At 67.5% G+C, this 15,204-nt stretch carries 22 protein-coding genes; 3 read left to right on the forward strand and 19 right to left on the reverse strand.

Annotated features, from left to right (window positions below; translation table 11 throughout):
- Positions 1 to 82 precede the first annotated feature (82 nt).
- From AC3WL8_RS25035 to AC3WL8_RS25045, 3 genes are read left to right on the forward strand one after another with little or no spacing between them, the layout of a single operon-like run.
- The gene (locus AC3WL8_RS25035) at positions 83 to 394 is read left to right on the forward strand and encodes a hypothetical protein (RefSeq protein ID WP_492379027.1); all 312 of its coding nucleotides are present in this window, start codon (positions 83 to 85) and stop codon (positions 392 to 394) included.
- Between the two features lie 42 nt (positions 395 to 436).
- Positions 437 to 685 (forward strand): hypothetical protein, encoded by a 249-nt coding sequence (locus AC3WL8_RS25040; RefSeq protein ID WP_492379028.1) that lies wholly within the window; start codon positions 437 to 439, stop codon positions 683 to 685.
- Positions 686 to 697: 12 nt separating this feature from the next.
- Entirely contained in the window at positions 698 to 1,081 is a 384-nt protein-coding gene (locus AC3WL8_RS25045; protein ID WP_492379029.1) for a hypothetical protein, read from the forward strand.
- Between the two features lie 9 nt (positions 1,082 to 1,090).
- Here the strand turns inward: AC3WL8_RS25045 and AC3WL8_RS25050 are convergent, their stop codons facing one another.
- The 19 genes from AC3WL8_RS25050 to AC3WL8_RS25140 form a co-directional block, all read right to left on the reverse strand.
- The gene (locus AC3WL8_RS25050) at positions 1,091 to 1,270 is read right to left on the reverse strand and encodes a hypothetical protein (protein WP_492379030.1); all 180 of its coding nucleotides are present in this window, start codon (positions 1,268 to 1,270) and stop codon (positions 1,091 to 1,093) included.
- Positions 1,239 to 1,607, reverse strand: a complete 369-nt coding sequence (locus AC3WL8_RS25055; protein ID WP_492379031.1) for a hypothetical protein — start codon at positions 1,605 to 1,607, stop codon at positions 1,239 to 1,241. The genes AC3WL8_RS25050 and AC3WL8_RS25055 overlap by 32 nt, the downstream gene beginning before the upstream one ends.
- The gene (locus AC3WL8_RS25060) at positions 1,604 to 2,329 is read right to left on the reverse strand and encodes a hypothetical protein (RefSeq protein ID WP_492379032.1); all 726 of its coding nucleotides are present in this window, start codon (positions 2,327 to 2,329) and stop codon (positions 1,604 to 1,606) included. Before AC3WL8_RS25060 ends, AC3WL8_RS25055 begins: the two co-directional genes overlap by 4 nt.
- The gene (locus AC3WL8_RS25065) at positions 2,305 to 2,634 is read right to left on the reverse strand and encodes a hypothetical protein (protein ID WP_492379033.1); all 330 of its coding nucleotides are present in this window, start codon (positions 2,632 to 2,634) and stop codon (positions 2,305 to 2,307) included. Before AC3WL8_RS25065 ends, AC3WL8_RS25060 begins: the two co-directional genes overlap by 25 nt.
- A gap of 3 nt (positions 2,635 to 2,637) precedes the next feature.
- Entirely contained in the window at positions 2,638 to 2,898 is a 261-nt protein-coding gene (locus AC3WL8_RS25070; protein WP_492379034.1) for a hypothetical protein, read from the reverse strand.
- 89 nt (positions 2,899 to 2,987) lie between these two features.
- A complete protein-coding gene (locus tag AC3WL8_RS25075) occupies positions 2,988 to 3,338 on the reverse strand; it encodes a hypothetical protein (RefSeq protein WP_492379035.1) in 351 nt (116 codons plus the stop codon).
- Complete coding sequence (locus AC3WL8_RS25080) at positions 3,335 to 3,667, reverse strand: hypothetical protein (protein ID WP_492379036.1); 333 nt, start codon at positions 3,665 to 3,667, stop codon at positions 3,335 to 3,337. Before AC3WL8_RS25080 ends, AC3WL8_RS25075 begins: the two co-directional genes overlap by 4 nt.
- Position 3,668: 1 nt before the next feature.
- Positions 3,669 to 4,865 (reverse strand): phage head spike fiber domain-containing protein, encoded by a 1,197-nt coding sequence (locus AC3WL8_RS25085; protein WP_492379037.1) that lies wholly within the window; start codon positions 4,863 to 4,865, stop codon positions 3,669 to 3,671.
- Positions 4,866 to 4,867: 2 nt separating this feature from the next.
- Complete coding sequence (locus tag AC3WL8_RS25090; protein ID WP_492379038.1) at positions 4,868 to 5,077, reverse strand: hypothetical protein; 210 nt, start codon at positions 5,075 to 5,077, stop codon at positions 4,868 to 4,870.
- Positions 5,071 to 5,346: a spike base protein, RCAP_Rcc01079 family gene (locus AC3WL8_RS25095; protein ID WP_153954378.1), complete on the reverse strand. Its 276-nt coding sequence runs from the start codon at positions 5,344 to 5,346 to the stop codon at positions 5,071 to 5,073. Before AC3WL8_RS25095 ends, AC3WL8_RS25090 begins: the two co-directional genes overlap by 7 nt.
- Positions 5,347 to 5,411: 65 nt before the next feature.
- The gene (locus AC3WL8_RS25100; protein WP_211980932.1) at positions 5,412 to 5,945 is read right to left on the reverse strand and encodes a hypothetical protein; all 534 of its coding nucleotides are present in this window, start codon (positions 5,943 to 5,945) and stop codon (positions 5,412 to 5,414) included.
- Positions 5,942 to 6,913, reverse strand: coding sequence for a tail fiber domain-containing protein (locus tag AC3WL8_RS25105; protein ID WP_492379039.1), 972 nt, complete (start codon positions 6,911 to 6,913; stop codon positions 5,942 to 5,944). Before AC3WL8_RS25105 ends, AC3WL8_RS25100 begins: the two co-directional genes overlap by 4 nt.
- Positions 6,910 to 7,839: a hypothetical protein gene (locus AC3WL8_RS25110; protein WP_492379040.1), complete on the reverse strand. Its 930-nt coding sequence runs from the start codon at positions 7,837 to 7,839 to the stop codon at positions 6,910 to 6,912. The genes AC3WL8_RS25105 and AC3WL8_RS25110 overlap by 4 nt, the downstream gene beginning before the upstream one ends.
- On the reverse strand, positions 7,840 to 9,327 hold the full coding sequence (locus AC3WL8_RS25115; RefSeq protein ID WP_153954382.1) for a hypothetical protein: 1,488 nt from the start codon (positions 9,325 to 9,327) through the stop codon (positions 7,840 to 7,842).
- 2 nt (positions 9,328 to 9,329) lie between these two features.
- Positions 9,330 to 13,220 (reverse strand): hypothetical protein, encoded by a 3,891-nt coding sequence (locus AC3WL8_RS25120; protein ID WP_492379041.1) that lies wholly within the window; start codon positions 13,218 to 13,220, stop codon positions 9,330 to 9,332.
- A 10-nt stretch (positions 13,221 to 13,230) separates the two neighbouring features.
- Entirely contained in the window at positions 13,231 to 13,563 is a 333-nt protein-coding gene (locus AC3WL8_RS25125) for a DUF1799 domain-containing protein (protein WP_211980927.1), read from the reverse strand.
- A 59-nt stretch (positions 13,564 to 13,622) separates the two neighbouring features.
- Complete coding sequence (locus AC3WL8_RS25130; protein ID WP_492379042.1) at positions 13,623 to 14,003, reverse strand: hypothetical protein; 381 nt, start codon at positions 14,001 to 14,003, stop codon at positions 13,623 to 13,625.
- 63 nt (positions 14,004 to 14,066) lie between these two features.
- A complete protein-coding gene (locus AC3WL8_RS25135) occupies positions 14,067 to 14,996 on the reverse strand; it encodes a phage tail tube protein (protein ID WP_492379043.1) in 930 nt (309 codons plus the stop codon).
- Positions 14,997 to 14,999: 3 nt separating this feature from the next.
- Positions 15,000 to 15,203 (reverse strand): hypothetical protein, encoded by a 204-nt coding sequence (locus tag AC3WL8_RS25140; protein WP_153954387.1) that lies wholly within the window; start codon positions 15,201 to 15,203, stop codon positions 15,000 to 15,002.
- Position 15,204 lies beyond the last annotated feature (1 nt).

A 15,204-nucleotide genomic window follows, 5' to 3' on the forward strand; every position in this document is an offset into this window, starting at 1 on the left:
TCGGGCGCCAGCCGGATGTTTGACCCGGGGTGATCTGCAGGCGGCGCAATGCCCCTTCCTCGCCCGCCAGTAGGTATCAGCGTTGCGTTCGCGATATCGACGGACGAGTCACCACGAAATCGGTGCCCATCTGCGCGGGCAGCCCATCGCGCGGCGCAGGGCGCAGCTGCAGCAACTGCTGGCCAGCACCACCACCGGCATCCTTTACGTGTCAGCGGTTGACGATGGCGCCTGGCTCTATCAGCAGGCGCTGGCGCTGCAGTTGGAGGGCGTCGTGGCCAAGCGCGCCGGCAGCGCGTACACGGCCGGGCGCTCGTCTGACTGGCTCACGATCACGCGGCCCCGGCGCGGTGCCGCCCGGGCGATTCCGCCGCGGGGGATAGGCTCCCCGTGATACTGTATATTTGTACAGTGATTGGACAGATCGGACCGCCCCATGGCCACCACCATTTTTCTCGAAGCCCATTACTTCGGCGAGGAACGCGAGGAATTGCGCCTGCCGTGTAACGCGGTGGCGGCCACGGCCGGCGGCCTAGTCGTCGCCGGCGTCGAGGCGCGCCACCTGCAGGCGTTGAAATGGCGGCCGGATTATCTGTCCTACTGGGCCGAGGGTCAGCTGCTGCGCTTGGCGGTGGGGCCGTGGACGGCGCTCGACGCCACCACGGTGCGCTTTACGCTGCGGTGAGGGAGGAGGGCCATGGCCGCGAAGGAGGTGCCGCTGGACCTGCCAGCGCTGACCGAGGAGGAGCTGCGCGACATCGGGCTGCGCCAGCGCCATCCGGATGTGCGGGACCTGCTGTGGGAGATCGCGCGACTGCGCCAGACGGTGCAGCGGGCGCACTACATAGCCGAGCTGCTTTACGGCCAGGGCGGCGTGATGGCCGACAGCTGGATGCAGCAGCTCGCGGCGGAGCCGTGCATCATCGAGGCACTGGAGGCCGACTATGGCAGCGGCACGCCAGGATCGCGCGGGTGGCGAGGGGATGTGCGCCCCCCCGAGCATGAGGTGCGCCTGGCCACCATGCAGGCACAGGCCCGGGGGCGCATCGCGAAGCGACGCGCCCGAGCCCGGGAACGATAGACGCAGGCCCTACCCTGGCCACGCCTGCACCGTCTTGCGGTGGCGCGCCGCGCAATCCCCCAGCGCGCCCAGCACCGTGGAGGATACCCATTCCTGCCAGGCATCGTAGTCGGCCGCCACCGGCACATCAGGCACCACACAGGGCGCAGCCAGCGCGCTATCGAGCGGCGGCGGCTTGCTTGGCTGCATCGACGGCTTCGGCGAGCTTGCGCACGCGGAAATCATCAGGGCGGCAGCCCACAGGCAAAGGCTTCGCATTTTTCAGATCCTTCCGGATGGCGTCGAGCTTGGCGCCGAGGTCCGATTTGATGGTCAGGTAGTCGTCCGCGCTCTGCCGGACCCGGGCGCCGGCTTCACGAAGATCGCTGAGCGCTGAGTTGGCGCTGGCCAGATCGGCCTGGGCGCGCGCAGCGGTGAGCTCGGCAATCTCGGCATCCTTGCGCCAGCCGTTGGTCGTCCAGCCGGCCGCGAACACCGCGGCCGCCAGCAACAAGGCACCAAGGGCGCGGGTAAAGTTAGGCGTCATCGCATCACCTCCTCGTACTTGTTCATGCGCGCCTCGACGCGTCCCGGATAGCGGCTGTTGATCTGGCAGAACGACTCTCCGTAGCCGACGACGCGCCGCTGCGACTGCGGGCACTGCCGCTCCAGGTTCCCGAACCAGGTGCGCGCGTCGCAGCCGGCGACCAGCGAGCAGCTGCGCACGCGCTTGGCCACCGAGCCGGCGCCGCCGTTGTACATGGCGGCCGCGCAGGCCTTCACCTGGCGATTGCCACGCATGAGCGGCTGGCACTGCCGGTCGTGCATCCGCAGCTTCACCACCACTGCGCGCAACTGGTAATCGGGACGGTCACAGTCCGCCCAGGACCAGCCCGCCAGCCGCCGGTCAAGCGCCCGCGTTTCCGCCAGCGCATCGAAGCGCACCGAGCCGTCTGCCGCATAGGCCAGCGTGAACTGCCCTAGCCCGCAGCCGTGCTCGCGCGCCGTGTGCAGTGTCGCCCCAACCCGCCACAGGCTCTCCTGCTCGATTAACGCCGGCACCCAGGCGCGCGGCGCCACCTCCGGCCAGGTCGTGGCGAGCTCGGCGCGCAGCTGCGGCAGGTAGCGCGACGCGTCGCCGGGGAGCGGCACCTGCGCGGCCGCTGGCACGGCCAGGCAGAGCAGCACCGCGGCGGGTAGCAGCAACTCACCCCAACTTGCCCACAGCGCCGCCAGGCGCGCCATCACCGCACCGCGTAGACGATCCATAGCACCACCCCCATACGCATCAAGACGCCAGCCGCCAGTACTGCCGCGACGATGGCAGCCCCCAGTGACGAACTGGCAGCCGCACTGAGGGCAATGTCCTGAAAGTCCAGCCGCGGGCAGAGCGCTACCCGCATCACCGTGATGGACATCTCCACCCAGTACAGGACGGCCAGCGCGGGCAGCACCGCCGCGACCTCCGGGATGCCGCTCGCCAGAGCCAGCGGTTGGAACAGCGCGAAGGCCGCTGCAGTGGCCAGCACCGACCAGAACAGGCGCCAGCCCAGGCGCCGCATGATTCGTTTCATCGATTACCCCTTCAGTTTGGAAAGAAAGTGTTCCCACAGCGCCCATGCCACGCCCGCCAGAGCGGCCCAAGTGCTGGTTTTGACGAGATGCGAGATCAACTCCTGACGCAGCTTGCGGCGATCGGCCATCTGATCCATGACTTCCTCGTGGTATCGCCGATGCCCCTCGGCATCCCCCTCCGGAAAACCGGCGCGCAGTCGCCGCACCTCCTCCGTCAAGTCCGCGACCGCCTTGAGCACCGCCTGGCTTGTCGACTCCTCCATGCTCCTCCCCGGCACAAATGAAAAAGCCCGCACGCGGCGGGCAAGAAAATGCCACCCCGCAGGGTGGCCCGTATTGGCGTGGCGGCGGGCTAGGCCGTCAGCAGGCGATAGGCCTCCTCCTGTGTGAGGTCCAGGTCGTAGTTGCTGGCCAGCATGCCGGCAAACAGCAGCGCCGGCAGCGGACCCGTCACCGCCAACTGGGCGCGGTAGGCCTCGAGCTCGAAGCGCAGGCGCCAGCGGCGGCTGACCTGGTATAGCAGGCCATTGAGGCCCCAGCAGCGCCAGAACTGGCGCACGTGGGTGAGCTCATGTGCGAGGAGCGCCGCGCTGGTACCGGGCCGCACCAGCACCACCGGGCCGACGGCGTAGCCATCGAAGCGGGCCGGGATCAGGCGCGTCGTGGTGAGGATCAGCGCTAGCGGATGCGTGCCGAGCTTCATGCCCACACCCGATACGGTGTCGTCGGTGCCGGGTCAAGGATCCAGGCGCCGACGTGCGCGAGCTCGGCCTCGGTGAGCGGCCGCACCAGGCGCAGGTTGGTGTGCCAGCCCGGCACCGGCGTGGGCGGCGTGATCACCTTGCCGTCGGCATCCCACTCGCCGCCCAGCGAGATCTCGCCCGGCGACGTAATGCTGACGCCCTCGGCCGCCACGCGAAGTGGCTGCCCGTCGTCGCCCTGCATCTCGACGGTGAGGCCTGCCGCCAGCAACGCGGCGCGTACGGTGTCGCGGTCGGGGCCGCGCAGGTAGTAGTCGAAGAACATGGTCACCTCACGTGGTCAGTGCTTGCTGCTCAGCCGTGGTCAGCCGGCGCGGGATGTAACGGGCAGCGCGCAAGCGCTCGCACAGCGCCGTCGGCGACCCCGCAATCGTCTGTCCGAACAACAGTTGACTCACCACCGGGATCGCGGCGGAACCAGTGACCGGGGCGCCGCCGTTGACGCACAGGCTGAAACCCGTGGCGTCATAGGTGACGACCGCCTTGCAGATGGCACCCGCCGACACGGCCGGCCCGTTCAGCGTCAGCACCGTCGAGCCGCCCACATTGATGCCCGCCTTCATCGAGCCACTGCTGGAAAACAGGGCGATGCGGTTGTTCAGCGTGCCGTCGTTGAACGACAACGGTGCACGCGCCGCCGTATCCTGCGGGATCGTCCACTCGGCATACAGCGCGCCGGCGCTCGGGTTGAACGCGATCTTGCTCAGATCGGTGATGATCGCGCTGTCGGAGGCCCGCGTCACCTGCGCCGAGGCGGTCAGGATCGGCGACGTTGCAAAGGAGCCAAGCTCAAGCTGCGGTGCACCGATGCGGAATGTTGCGTCAATCGTCTGCCCGGACGCGATGGGCACTTGGAAACTGACCGCAGCGGACATGGTGAGCGCGTCGATCACCTTGGAAACGCTATACCGCTGCGATGCCAAGGGGGCGCCGGTGATCGTGCCGAGGTTGATGCCGTTATACAGGGGGCCGCCGGATGAACGGGTTTCCACAAGGCGGAGACCTTCACCGACTCCGTAAGTGCCACCCGACAGCGACCCGGCCACCAACCGGATGAATCCGGATAGGGTGTAAGCCTGGCCGGTGGTCAATGCCCCCGGCGTCTCGATGCTGATGGGCAGGTAGGTTTGCGCGGACGCAGCGCCACTAAGCCGCAAGTCGATATAGGGAATGCCGTTCTCGCTGCCGGTTCCGACGAAAGACCAGCTGACGCCATTGGAACTCGTCCACGGAATGCTCCAGAACGTCGGTGAGACGCCAGGGCCAGCGCCCGCCATCGAGTTATTGCGGATGATGTTGGTCCGCGGCTCCTCCAGCAGCAGCCCCAGTGCTGCCAGCGAGTTCGGGTCATAGCTCAAGCGCGGCACGTTGGCCGACTCCTGCACCAGCACACCGCCACTGCTGTAACGCCAGGCAGCAGACGCCCGCGTGAACGTGACGATGTCGCTGAAATTCTTGCTTGTCAGCATCGTTATCCCTTACGTTGAAACACACCGATGGCGCCATACGGCCAGCTCGGGTCATCGACCCACGCCTGGTGCGCATCGACGATCAGATTGAGATCGAGGGTCAGCTCATTGACGGAGACGAAATCGAGTTTGAGCGTGCCCTTGCTGAGATCGTCTGCGTCATAGGCGCTGCCCCCACCGCGGCCCATCAAACCGAGTCCCAGCCCTAGCACAGCGCCACCAGGTCGGCCGCCGTGGTACCGGTCGTCATCACGCGCACGGCGCGCACCGGCAACATCTCGCCGGGGTAGCAGTTGCGAAACAGCACCGTCGAGCCGTCCGTGCGCACCGCCACCACATCGCCGCCAGTACCGACGCGAATGGCGCGGGACACCGTCGGGAAATCGCTGGCCGACGTGTCGCCCTTGGTAATCGCGAAGTACTCGGACGAGGGCGAGTTCAGACCGGGGACATGAAACTTGAACTTGTCTTCTGCAGGCATGCAGACCTCCAAACAAAAAAAAGCCACCCGCAGGTGGCACGATGGAACAGAAGCCCGGGCGGGCCCTAGAGCTTGATGAGGTTGACGTCCCAGTAGCCGGCAGACTGGAAGAGGCAGGTGCTGTGGTCGGTCCCGGTCGTCTCTGGCGTTCGCCAGTTACCGGTAGAGGAGTTGTAGGAGAACACGACCTCACGCAACACCCCCCAGTCGCCGTCCAGCAACTGCCCCTTGATGTCATTCCGGAAGCCCGGGTCCGAGGCAAAGTTCAGAACGCTGCCAGACCCGGCAGTGTTGAGCGAGGACTGGATTGCAGTGATGGCCACATTCCCGAAGTAGGGATCGACCGCCTCCGCCAGGCCACCGTCCGCGGTTAGCCAGCTGTAGTAGGTCGTCGAACCGGTCGTCTGCTTGACCGGCACCAGACCCCACCAGGGACGCGTCTTGCCGAGGAGTTGCGCCAGCGTAATCGGCCCACCGCTGAGTCGGCTAATGCCGAGCAAGCGCTTCACGTCATCGTGGTTGATAAACATGCCCCCGGCGGCGCGCAGCTCGGTGGCCACGTTCGCCAGAGAAATGGGCGCGGAAGCGGGCGTTGTCATGCGCCCCTCCGTTCAAGTTCCTCGATGCGCGCGCACAGCTCCTTGACCGCCTCGATCAGCACCGGCCCCAGCGCGCCGTAGTCGACCGACAGCATCCCGTCGGAGCCCTCACGCACGGCTTCCGGCAGCACCTCCCTCAGTTCCTGCGCGAGCACACCGACGAAGCGGGGGCTGTCCGCGATGTCGCTACGGACGTAGGACACGCCGCGCATGCGCTTCACTTTGGCGACCGCTGCCGGGATCGTCTGGACGTCATCCTTGAGTCGCGCGTCCGACGCCCAGACCACGTTCACGGTGGCGGAGAGAGTGCCGACGCAGCGCAGATCGCCCTGGAAAATGTACTTGTAGAGCGAATCGTCCGCCGCGCCGCCAAACAGGTGGCGGCCCGAGCTGTTGACCAGGTGCTCGGCCACATAGGTGCTGAAGTCCCGCGCCGTCGCCGTATTGCGCACCAGCGAATAGGCACCGCTCTCGACCTGGTTCTGGAACACGCCGGCGGCGCCGCTCTGGTCGCTCTCCACGTAGCGCGTGTAGGGCACCGTGTGGGTGAGCGTCGCGGTCTTTCCGGCGAGCGTGTCCGTCGTCACCGAGGTCGCCGTCACCGAGGTCGCCGTCAGTGCGGTCACCGTCAGCGCCGGCAGCGACTGCACCCACGCGACGCCGTTGGCCGCGCCGTTCACCGCCAGGACCTTGTTGGCATTGCCGGCCAGTGCCGGCGCCCCGGCCGCGGCCTGCGCTGCCGAGGCATAGGTCTGCGCCTGGGTGGCCGAGGTGGCGGCATCGGTCTTGTACTGCAGCACCGTCGCCGCGGTGGCCTTGATCCACTGCGCCACTTTCATCAGCTGCTGCAGCGCGATCATGAAGCGGGTGCGGTGGCCACCGTTGGCGAGGCCCGTGGTGGCGTTATCGGTGTCGTCGATGGTGATGTTGTCGCCGCCGACGTCCGTGGTAAAGGTGACGCTGGTCATGTCAGTTCCTCGATTTCAAACGGGTTGCTGTAATTGCCAACGAAGGCACGCGTGATCGGGTTGAGCTGGCGCAGTCGCCCGAGGTACGACTGGCGCAGCAGGTTGATGGCATCGTCCTTGTCCCAGATCAGCAGCACCTCGCGGTCGACGCCGGCCTGGCGCTGGAGTTCGAACACCCCGCCAAGCGCCTCATCGCGCGATAGGAAGCTGAGCTCGAAACGCGTCACGCGCCGCCCGCTCTTGCGGTCAAAGTACGGCGTGCCGGACAGCGCGCGCTGCACCGTGGTGTCGGTCTCCCAGCCCAGCGAGGCGCCCCACTTGGCGTTGTATTGCGGCTGCCAGGCGCGCCCGACGAACACGCGCCCGAACTCGACATAACCGTCCGGGTTGGCCTCGTCGTCGACCTCCACCTTGATGTAGCGCCCCGCCGTCGGTTTGGGCAGCACCACCAGCAGCAGCGACGGATACTCGCGCCGCGCCTCTTCGGTGATTGAGCCGGTCCAGAAGTTGTCATCCTCCCATTCGAGTGCGGAGGGCGGAAACAGCGTTGGCCACGCCAGCTGCCAGTCCGGGTCCCACAGCAGATAGGAGGCCGCGACGAAATCCATCTGCAACGAGGCCGAGCCGTCGGGTGGCACCAGCACCGCGTTGTCGTAGACCGGGCTCGCGAAGCTGGGATCGTTAGCCATCTTCAGGCGCCACTTGGCGGCCGTCGACAGGTTGTGTCGCACCACTGCGATCACCGACACCAGCCGGCTTTGCCCGAGATCCAGCACGAACTGGGTATCGGCCTTGGCTGCGGTGGTGCTGCGCGCCACGCGCGACAGCCGCCGGTCCATCAGATTGTTGAGCGCCACCTGCCAACTGCCACCCGACAGGGCGCCGCCGTCGGCGACGTTTGGATGCGCCAGGAGTACGTTTGCCATTTAGCCCCACAAGGTCAGTTTGGCCGTGCCGCGATCGACGCCGGTGTCCAGGCCGATCACCCGCAGCAGACGGCCGCTCAAGCCGTAGCGACTGGTTTGCACCGTCACGACGCTGTCCAGGTCGATCGCGCCGAGCTCGGCGAGCGGGATCTCGACATCGACCAGCACGCGCCGCACGCTGTACAGGTCGGCGCGCCGGCTGGCCTCGGCGGCTGCGTCGGCCTCCGCCACCAGCGCGGTATCGAAGATCACCGCCTCGGACGACGGCCAGGCCGTCTGTACCGTGGTGCGCTCGCTGGCGGTCTGACGAAGATCCAGCGCGAGGAACGCCCGCCGCGCCGCACTGACCGATCCCGCCGGCTGCGCCTGCACGGTGTAGTTGCGGGCGAAGCGCACCACCGCGCGCCAGCTCGGCACACCGGCCGAGCGCACCGTGAGCGCCATCTCGGCGTCGGCATAGATCGTGGTCGGCGTGCCGCTGGGCGCGGTCAGGCGCCCCATGCGCAGCCGGTTGAGGCGGTCGAAGCCGTACCAGGCGCCGATCGCGTTGGCCAGCGTATCCATCACCGCCTGGGCGCTCGCCTCGCCATCGACCCAGACCCCCACCGGCGCGGCGTTGGCGGCGTTGAGCGCGGTTACGTCGGCCGCGACAATGTCGCCGGACGGGATCCCCGCGTCGAGCGCCACCGCCTGCAGCAGTGCCCCCGCCCGGGTCTCGGTGGTGGCCACGTCGACGGTCACCTGCCCCGCCGGCGACGAGCCCAGCCGGCACAGGCCGCCCCAGCAGCGCACCGTGCTGGCCGCGGGCGCGGTGGCCAGGAGATCCGCCGAGCTCGCATAGTCGGCGCCGCGCGTGAGCGCCACGCCGTTGTCATAGACCGTGCCGACCGTACAGCCCTGGTCGGAGACCTGGTAGACCAGCTTGCTGCTGTTGACCAGCTTGGCCGGCAGGTTCAGTACGCTGCCGTAGACGCGCGGCTTGTACTGATCCTTCAGGTCGTCCTTGGTGCCCTCCAGGCCATCGGGCAGCACGTTGTTGCCGGCGTACTTGGCGCGCGACAGCGGCCTGCCCAGTGCCGCCAGGCGATCGCGCACCACCAGGCTGATCTCGCTGCCGGCGCTGCGCACGTCGTCGAGCAGCCCCGACAGCACCACCGGCCAGCCCGACACCGCCGTGCCGAGCGCGCCGGACTTGACCACGAAGGGGCGGCCGTCAAAGGCATAGTCGGTCAGCAACGCATCAAGCTGGCCGTCCGGGTTGGACAGCAGGATCTCGCCCACCGAGGCGCGCGAGGCGCCGTAGGTGGTGGCCTGGTCGAACAGCACGCGCGACAGCCGCGGCGGCTCGACCAGGCGCGGGTCGAAAAACGCATTGGCCGGCGTGTCGGTCGGGCGCGTGGTGAAGCCTGCGTCGGAATACCGCAGGGTCTCCACCAGCCCGGTCGACAGCCGCCATGCGCTCACTTCAATGGCAATGGTCATGGTCATGGTTACTTGTTGAGTAAGTCCTGTTGCAGCCGCACCTGCTTGGCTTGCACCGCCATGGCCTCCTCATGACGCGCCGCGGCCTGGGCCTCCTTGATCGCCTCGACCTGGCCGACGGACTCGCGCAGCGTCGCCAGCTCGTTGCGCAGCGCCTTGACCTCGGCCACCAGCGCGGCGTTGGCCCCCTGCCCGTATTGCGACCAGTTCGGCGACTGCGCGTACTGCGCGCTTTCCGCCCGGGTCAGCACCCGCTCGCCCTTGTGCAGCTCGGCCAGGTAGCCGTCGAACGGCACATAGGCCAGGCCGCCGGCGTGCGAGCCGTCGGGGCGGAAGCCCTGCACCGCGGCGTAGTCGGCGGCGTACTGCCCGCCGCTGGCGTAGAAGCCGCGCGAGGCCTCCAGGAAGGCCTGCGCGATCTGCGTCCACTTGGCCTGTGCCTCGGCATCCCCGCCCTGCGCCGCGGCCGAGGTTGCCTCGTAGCGGCGCCGCGCCTCGGCATACTGCTGCTCCGGCGTGAGCGTGGACAGGTTGCTCAAGCCCAGCGACTGCTGGAACTCCTGCGCCTGTTTACCGAAGGCCTCCATGGCTTGCCCGGCCTGTCCCAGGACATCGGTCATCTGCGCGAAGGCGGGCGCGATCTCCAGCAGGTTGGCGTACAGCTTGCGCCCGCTGTCGCTGCTCAGGTCGATGCCTTCCATCATGGCGCGGAAGGCCTCCTTGCTTTGCGGCATGGCCACGTTCAGCGCGGCGAACTGCTTGGCCAGCTGGTCCTGCGCGAGCGCCTGCTGCTCCTCAGCGCTGTAGAACGTCTGGTAATACGTGGTCAACCCGTTGACCAGCGCGTCCATGCCGCCGGCCGCCTTGGCCAGCGCCATGGCCGCGGCGGCGGACAGTTGCGCAAAGCCCTTGAACGGCATGTCCTGTACGGCATCGCTGAAGCTCTTCAGGGCGTCCAGCGTGCCCAGCACGGACTGCACATCGGTGGCGCTGAGCTTGCTGGCGTCAATGCCTGACAAGAACTCGGCAAACGGCGCCTCCAGGTTCGCCTGCTGCAGCCCCTGGATGATCGAGCGCTGCAGCTGCAGCTCGAAGGCCGCCATGACCTTGTCCGGGTCCTTCTCGCCCTTCAGGTCCTCACGCCCCGGATACCAGCCGTCGCCTAAGCCTGCCGCGACGAAGGAATTGCCCTTCTTCGGGCTGACTTCATAGCTGGCCTTGAACTGCCCCAGGCCAGCCATCGACCCACCGAACTGCGTCGCCAGCGCCTCCATCGACGCATAGGTCGAGCCGATGGCAGCCGTGACCTGCTCGGCCGCGCGATCGCCCCCGGACGGGCCGGCAAACTTCTGCGCCCGGCCGTTGGCGTCGACCGCGTAAGAGGCGCCATAGCGCGTTTCGCCGCCGCCACCGATCAGCGACCCCAACGCCGCGCCAGCAACCGCGCCGATGATCGTGCCGACGACCGGCAGCGCCGAGCCGATCGACGCGCCGAGTGCCGAAGCGGCCGCGGCACTGGATCCGGCCACCGCCAGCCCGCCGATGGCGCCCAGGCTGCCGCCCATGGCCGAGTAGCCTTTGTTGTTGAACAGCGCCCCGCCCAGCAAGCCCCCGGCGATACCGGCGCCGGCGCCCCACAGGCCGCTCGCGCCATTGAGCCAGGACAGGTTCGAGGCCGCCGACCCGGCCGTTGCCGACAGGCCCGCCGAACCCCCGGACAGCGACATGGCCGAGCCGGTCCCGTACAGCGACAGGCCGGCGTTGGCGCCGTAGCCCACGCCGGACACCCCCGAGCCAAGGATCGAGGCACCGGTGCCGGCACCGAACACGCCAGACGCCAGGTAACCACTGCCACCGAAGGCCGCGCCGCTCACGCCGGCCGGTGCGCCGCCGAACAGGCCGGTTGCCCAGTTGTAGGCGTCCCGGCCATACCCCAGCCAATCCGTGCTCCCGCCGTTGCCCGAGGCGGCATTGGCGGCATTGCTGCCGAACCCCAGCGCGGTCATGGCGGTGGTCTGCACATACTGGAACGGGATGCGCAGGAGGGTGGCCTTGAACATATTTTTCAGGCCGTCCAGGAAGGCCTTGCCATAGCTCGCGCCATTCTCGAAGGCCCGGAAGAACGAGTCGGTGAGCGACTGGTTGATCTGGTCGGCGACTTTGCTCCATTCCTTGGCGGTCTCTTCCGCTTCGTCAGCCCGCGACTGCTTACGCGCATTGGCGAGCTTCTGGTCGGCCAGCACGTTGAGCAGATCGGCCTGCTCGCGCAGCGCCGCGGCCTGCGCCTCATACCCAGGCATCAGGTCATATATGGCCGCCTTGGAACGCTTGGCCGCCGCCTGCTCGGCCAGCCGCGCCGACTCGAGTTCGACCAGCTGCTGCTTGTTCAGGCCGATCGCCTGGCCTTCCAGGAGCGCCGTCTCGATGTTGGTCCGCAGCGCGTCGGTGCCCTTCTCGATCGCGTCCCACTCCTTGTCGCGGGCCTCGAGGTACTCCTTGCGCGACTTGGCCGCCTTCTCGCCGGCGATCACCTCATGGTAGAGCGCGGTGATCTGCGCCTTGCTCTGCTTGAGCGACGCATCCTTGCCGATACGCAGATCCTCCAGGAACTTGGCGTAGGCCTTTTCCCCGTCGGTCAGCTCCTTGGTCGACGCGGTGACCGCGTCCTGCACCGCGATCTGCTCATGCAGCGACTTGATCAGCTTGTCGGCCTCGCTTTCCTTGGCCTCCCCGGACTTGCTTTGCACCGGCGCCTTGCGCTTGGCACCACCAGCCCCATCATCCTCGCCGCCACCACCGGCCTTTAGATTGGCCAGCCGCTTCTCCAGCTCCTGCGAAAACAGCTTGCGGTTGAGGATCTCGTCGACATCCGCGAGAAAGGCGTCCCCGACATTGGCGGCGGCCTTGAATTCCCCTTGTGCGAGCAGCACGGCCTGCGCGGCCGCGGCCCCAATGCCCTTGCCGATCAGCTCGAAGGTGCGATAGACGCCCTGGCCCGCGTCGACAATGAAGCCCAGCACGCGCGCGCTATCCATCGCCCACTCGCGCAGCGTGCCGTCCTTGCTCAGCCGCTGCGCCGACTGGTTGAGCGAGTCGGTGTCCGTCGCCGCCTCGATCATGGCCTCCATGAAGGCGTTCATGGCCGGCAGCGCCGCGGCGTTGATCTGGTTGAAGGTGCCGCGGGCCACCATCGCCATGCGGTCGAGGTTGTCGTTGAAGTCACCGGCGGCCTTGGTCGCCGCCTCCGGCACGATCACGCCGAAGCGCACCGCCTCCTCGGTCGCCTTCTTGATGCCGTCGGCGCCGCTGCTGAGCCAGGCATTGAGGTTGGCGCCCGACTTGCCAAACAGATCCACGGCCAGCGCGGTCTTGCCGGCGCCATCCTCCATGTCGGAAAACTTCTCCATCACGTCGGCCATCACCGCGTCAACGTCACGCAGTTGCCCGCCTGCGTCGACCACCGACACGCCGATTGCGCGGAACAGCGCCGCCTGGTCCTTGCCGCCGCCAGCCGCCTCAGCCATGTTGACCGAGAGCTTCTTGACGGCGCCGCCCACCTCATCGAGGCCGAGCCCGTAGAAATGCGCCTGGTAGGCGTACTTCTGCAGCGTGGTAGCGTTGACCGCCAGTCGCTCGGAGAGCTCGTCGACGGCATCCAGGCCATCGATCGAGGACTTGACCGACATCAGCACGGCCGACACGCCCGCGAAGGCGGCTACCGCCGCCGCGACCTTGGTGACGGTTTCCTGCGCAAAGTCCCCGATCATGCCCTTGGCTTCGCCGGCAACCTCGCCGATGTTCTTGCCGAAGCCCTGCGTATCGGCCTGTGCCTTGCTCAGGCCTCGGGTGTAGTCGCTCAGGTCCAACCCGAGCTTGATGAGCAGATCGCCCAGTTTCATGCCTGTACCCTCAGTTGCCCTGTTGGCTGCGCCGCTCTCGCTGCGCCGCAAACTCCTCAAGCGCCGCCGCCTCCATCACACGCAGGTCGTTGAAGAGCGCGGCGCGGCGCTTGCGCTTGACGCCATACAGCCGCAGCGGCGTCTCGATCGCGGGATAGTTCAGGCCCGTGCGCACGCATCCGGCGATGCCGGCAACCTGATGCCACTGGGTCTGCACCGTCAGGAACAGCTGCAGCGATTCCCAGTTGTCGGCATGCACCGGGCAGTCCTCGGCGCTGCCGCGCGCGCGGACCTCGTCGACACAATCGCTCGCCACGCCGAAGGCCTCCAGCATCTCGGCCATGTCGGCGTCGACCTCGAAGTCATCGGTCCGGTAGCCGGCCCAATGGCGAGCGATCGCAATCAGTTTTTTTCTCGCGCCCCGTTGCCGTAGGAATTGGTCCAGAACACCAGCTGCGTCGCGGTCAGCGCCTGCGGGATCACCAGCAGCAGCTCGCGATGGGCTTCATTGAACTCGACCACGGTCTTACCGTCGTCGCCGACCATGTCGCGCCAGCCGACCAGCACCTGACGCATCGCGCTCGCTTGCGCGCGCCACTTTTCCGCGGGCGGCAGCTCGGCGGCCTCCTTCTCGACCGAGGCCTTCAGCTCCTCGAGCTCGGGCAGCTGCAGGCGCTTGAATTCGGCGGTGAAGGACGAGCGCTCGATCTTGCCGTTTTCGCCGCGCAGCTCGACCTGGACGACGTCGCGGAAGGTGGGGTTGATTGCCAGTTTGAAAGCCATGGGGGTTCTCCAGAAATGTTTGCGGCCCGCGCGTGGCGGGCCGTGTGGCGTGGTGGGTACGGGTTACAGGAAGGTCAGCAGCAGCTCGTCGTTGCCGGCGTTGGGCACCAGCGACAGCGCCGTCTGCAGGAACACGCTGCCCTCGGAGTCCTGATACTGCGGATTGCTCAGCTGCACCTTGGGCGCGTCGAACTTGACCTTGTTGCCGGCGGTGGTGCCGTGCGTGAGCGACAGCGTGCCGGTGGTGGCCGCGCGGATGATGCCAGGGAAGTCCTTGATGGCGATCGTCGGCAGCTCCAGCGTCGCGCTGCCGGTGGTGGCGCGATCGGTCAGCTCGACCGTCTCCAGGCCGATCAGGTTGCGATAGCTGATCGTGTTGCCCAGGTCGATCGACAAGGCCTCGCAGGCTCCGGTGAAGCCGTGCAGGCTCCAGGCGGTGGTGTTGGTGTTGTTCACCACCTGCGGCACTTTGAAGCCGCTGAAGTCCGGCGAGGCAGGCAGCGTCGCGTCGGTCACCGGCGAATAGATGCCGGTAAAGGCGAACTGCGCTACCGGGATCTGCTTGGCGTTGAGCGAAAACACCACGGTGCCGCGCGCGCCGGTCAGCTTGTGCAGCAGGCCGTCCAGGTAGTAGTAGATCGTGGCCGACTCATAGGTGCCGCTCGCCGGCGCGTACTTCACGTCGGTCGACGCCGTGACGGTCTCGCTCATGCCGCAGGCGCGCAGCAGCGTGCCGAACTTCGGCGCGGTCCCGGCCGTGCCGCTGGCCGCCAGCTCCACCTCGAAATTGACGGTCGAGTAGATCGCCGCCGGCAGTTGCTCGTCGCCGCCCAGGTAGGGGCGCACCACGTCGCGCGGCACGAAGTCGCCGGTCACCGGCTGCACGCTCTGGTTGCGCACCAGGATCGCGTTGGCGGCGGCCGTCGGCGTCGGGTCGACGTTGTAGGTAGTTTCCAGCTTGGCCAGAATCAAGGCCTTGCGCATGATTTTCATCGCTTACTCCTGAGATGGGGCGGGCGCGGCCGGCGCCGGATCTTGGTGGTCCGGACCTTCGACGCGCGTGCGCTTGCCGGTGGCCGGGTCGAAAACGTAGCTGCCGCCCAGCCCGGAGTACTCGTCCGAGACGATGGCGGCCGCCGAGTCCAGCGGCGCTGTCGCGCCGTCAGCCGCTTCCGGCTGACTCGAAGGGGTTCGTTTCATG

The organism is Cupriavidus sp. FW305-F7 (assembly GCF_058782875.1).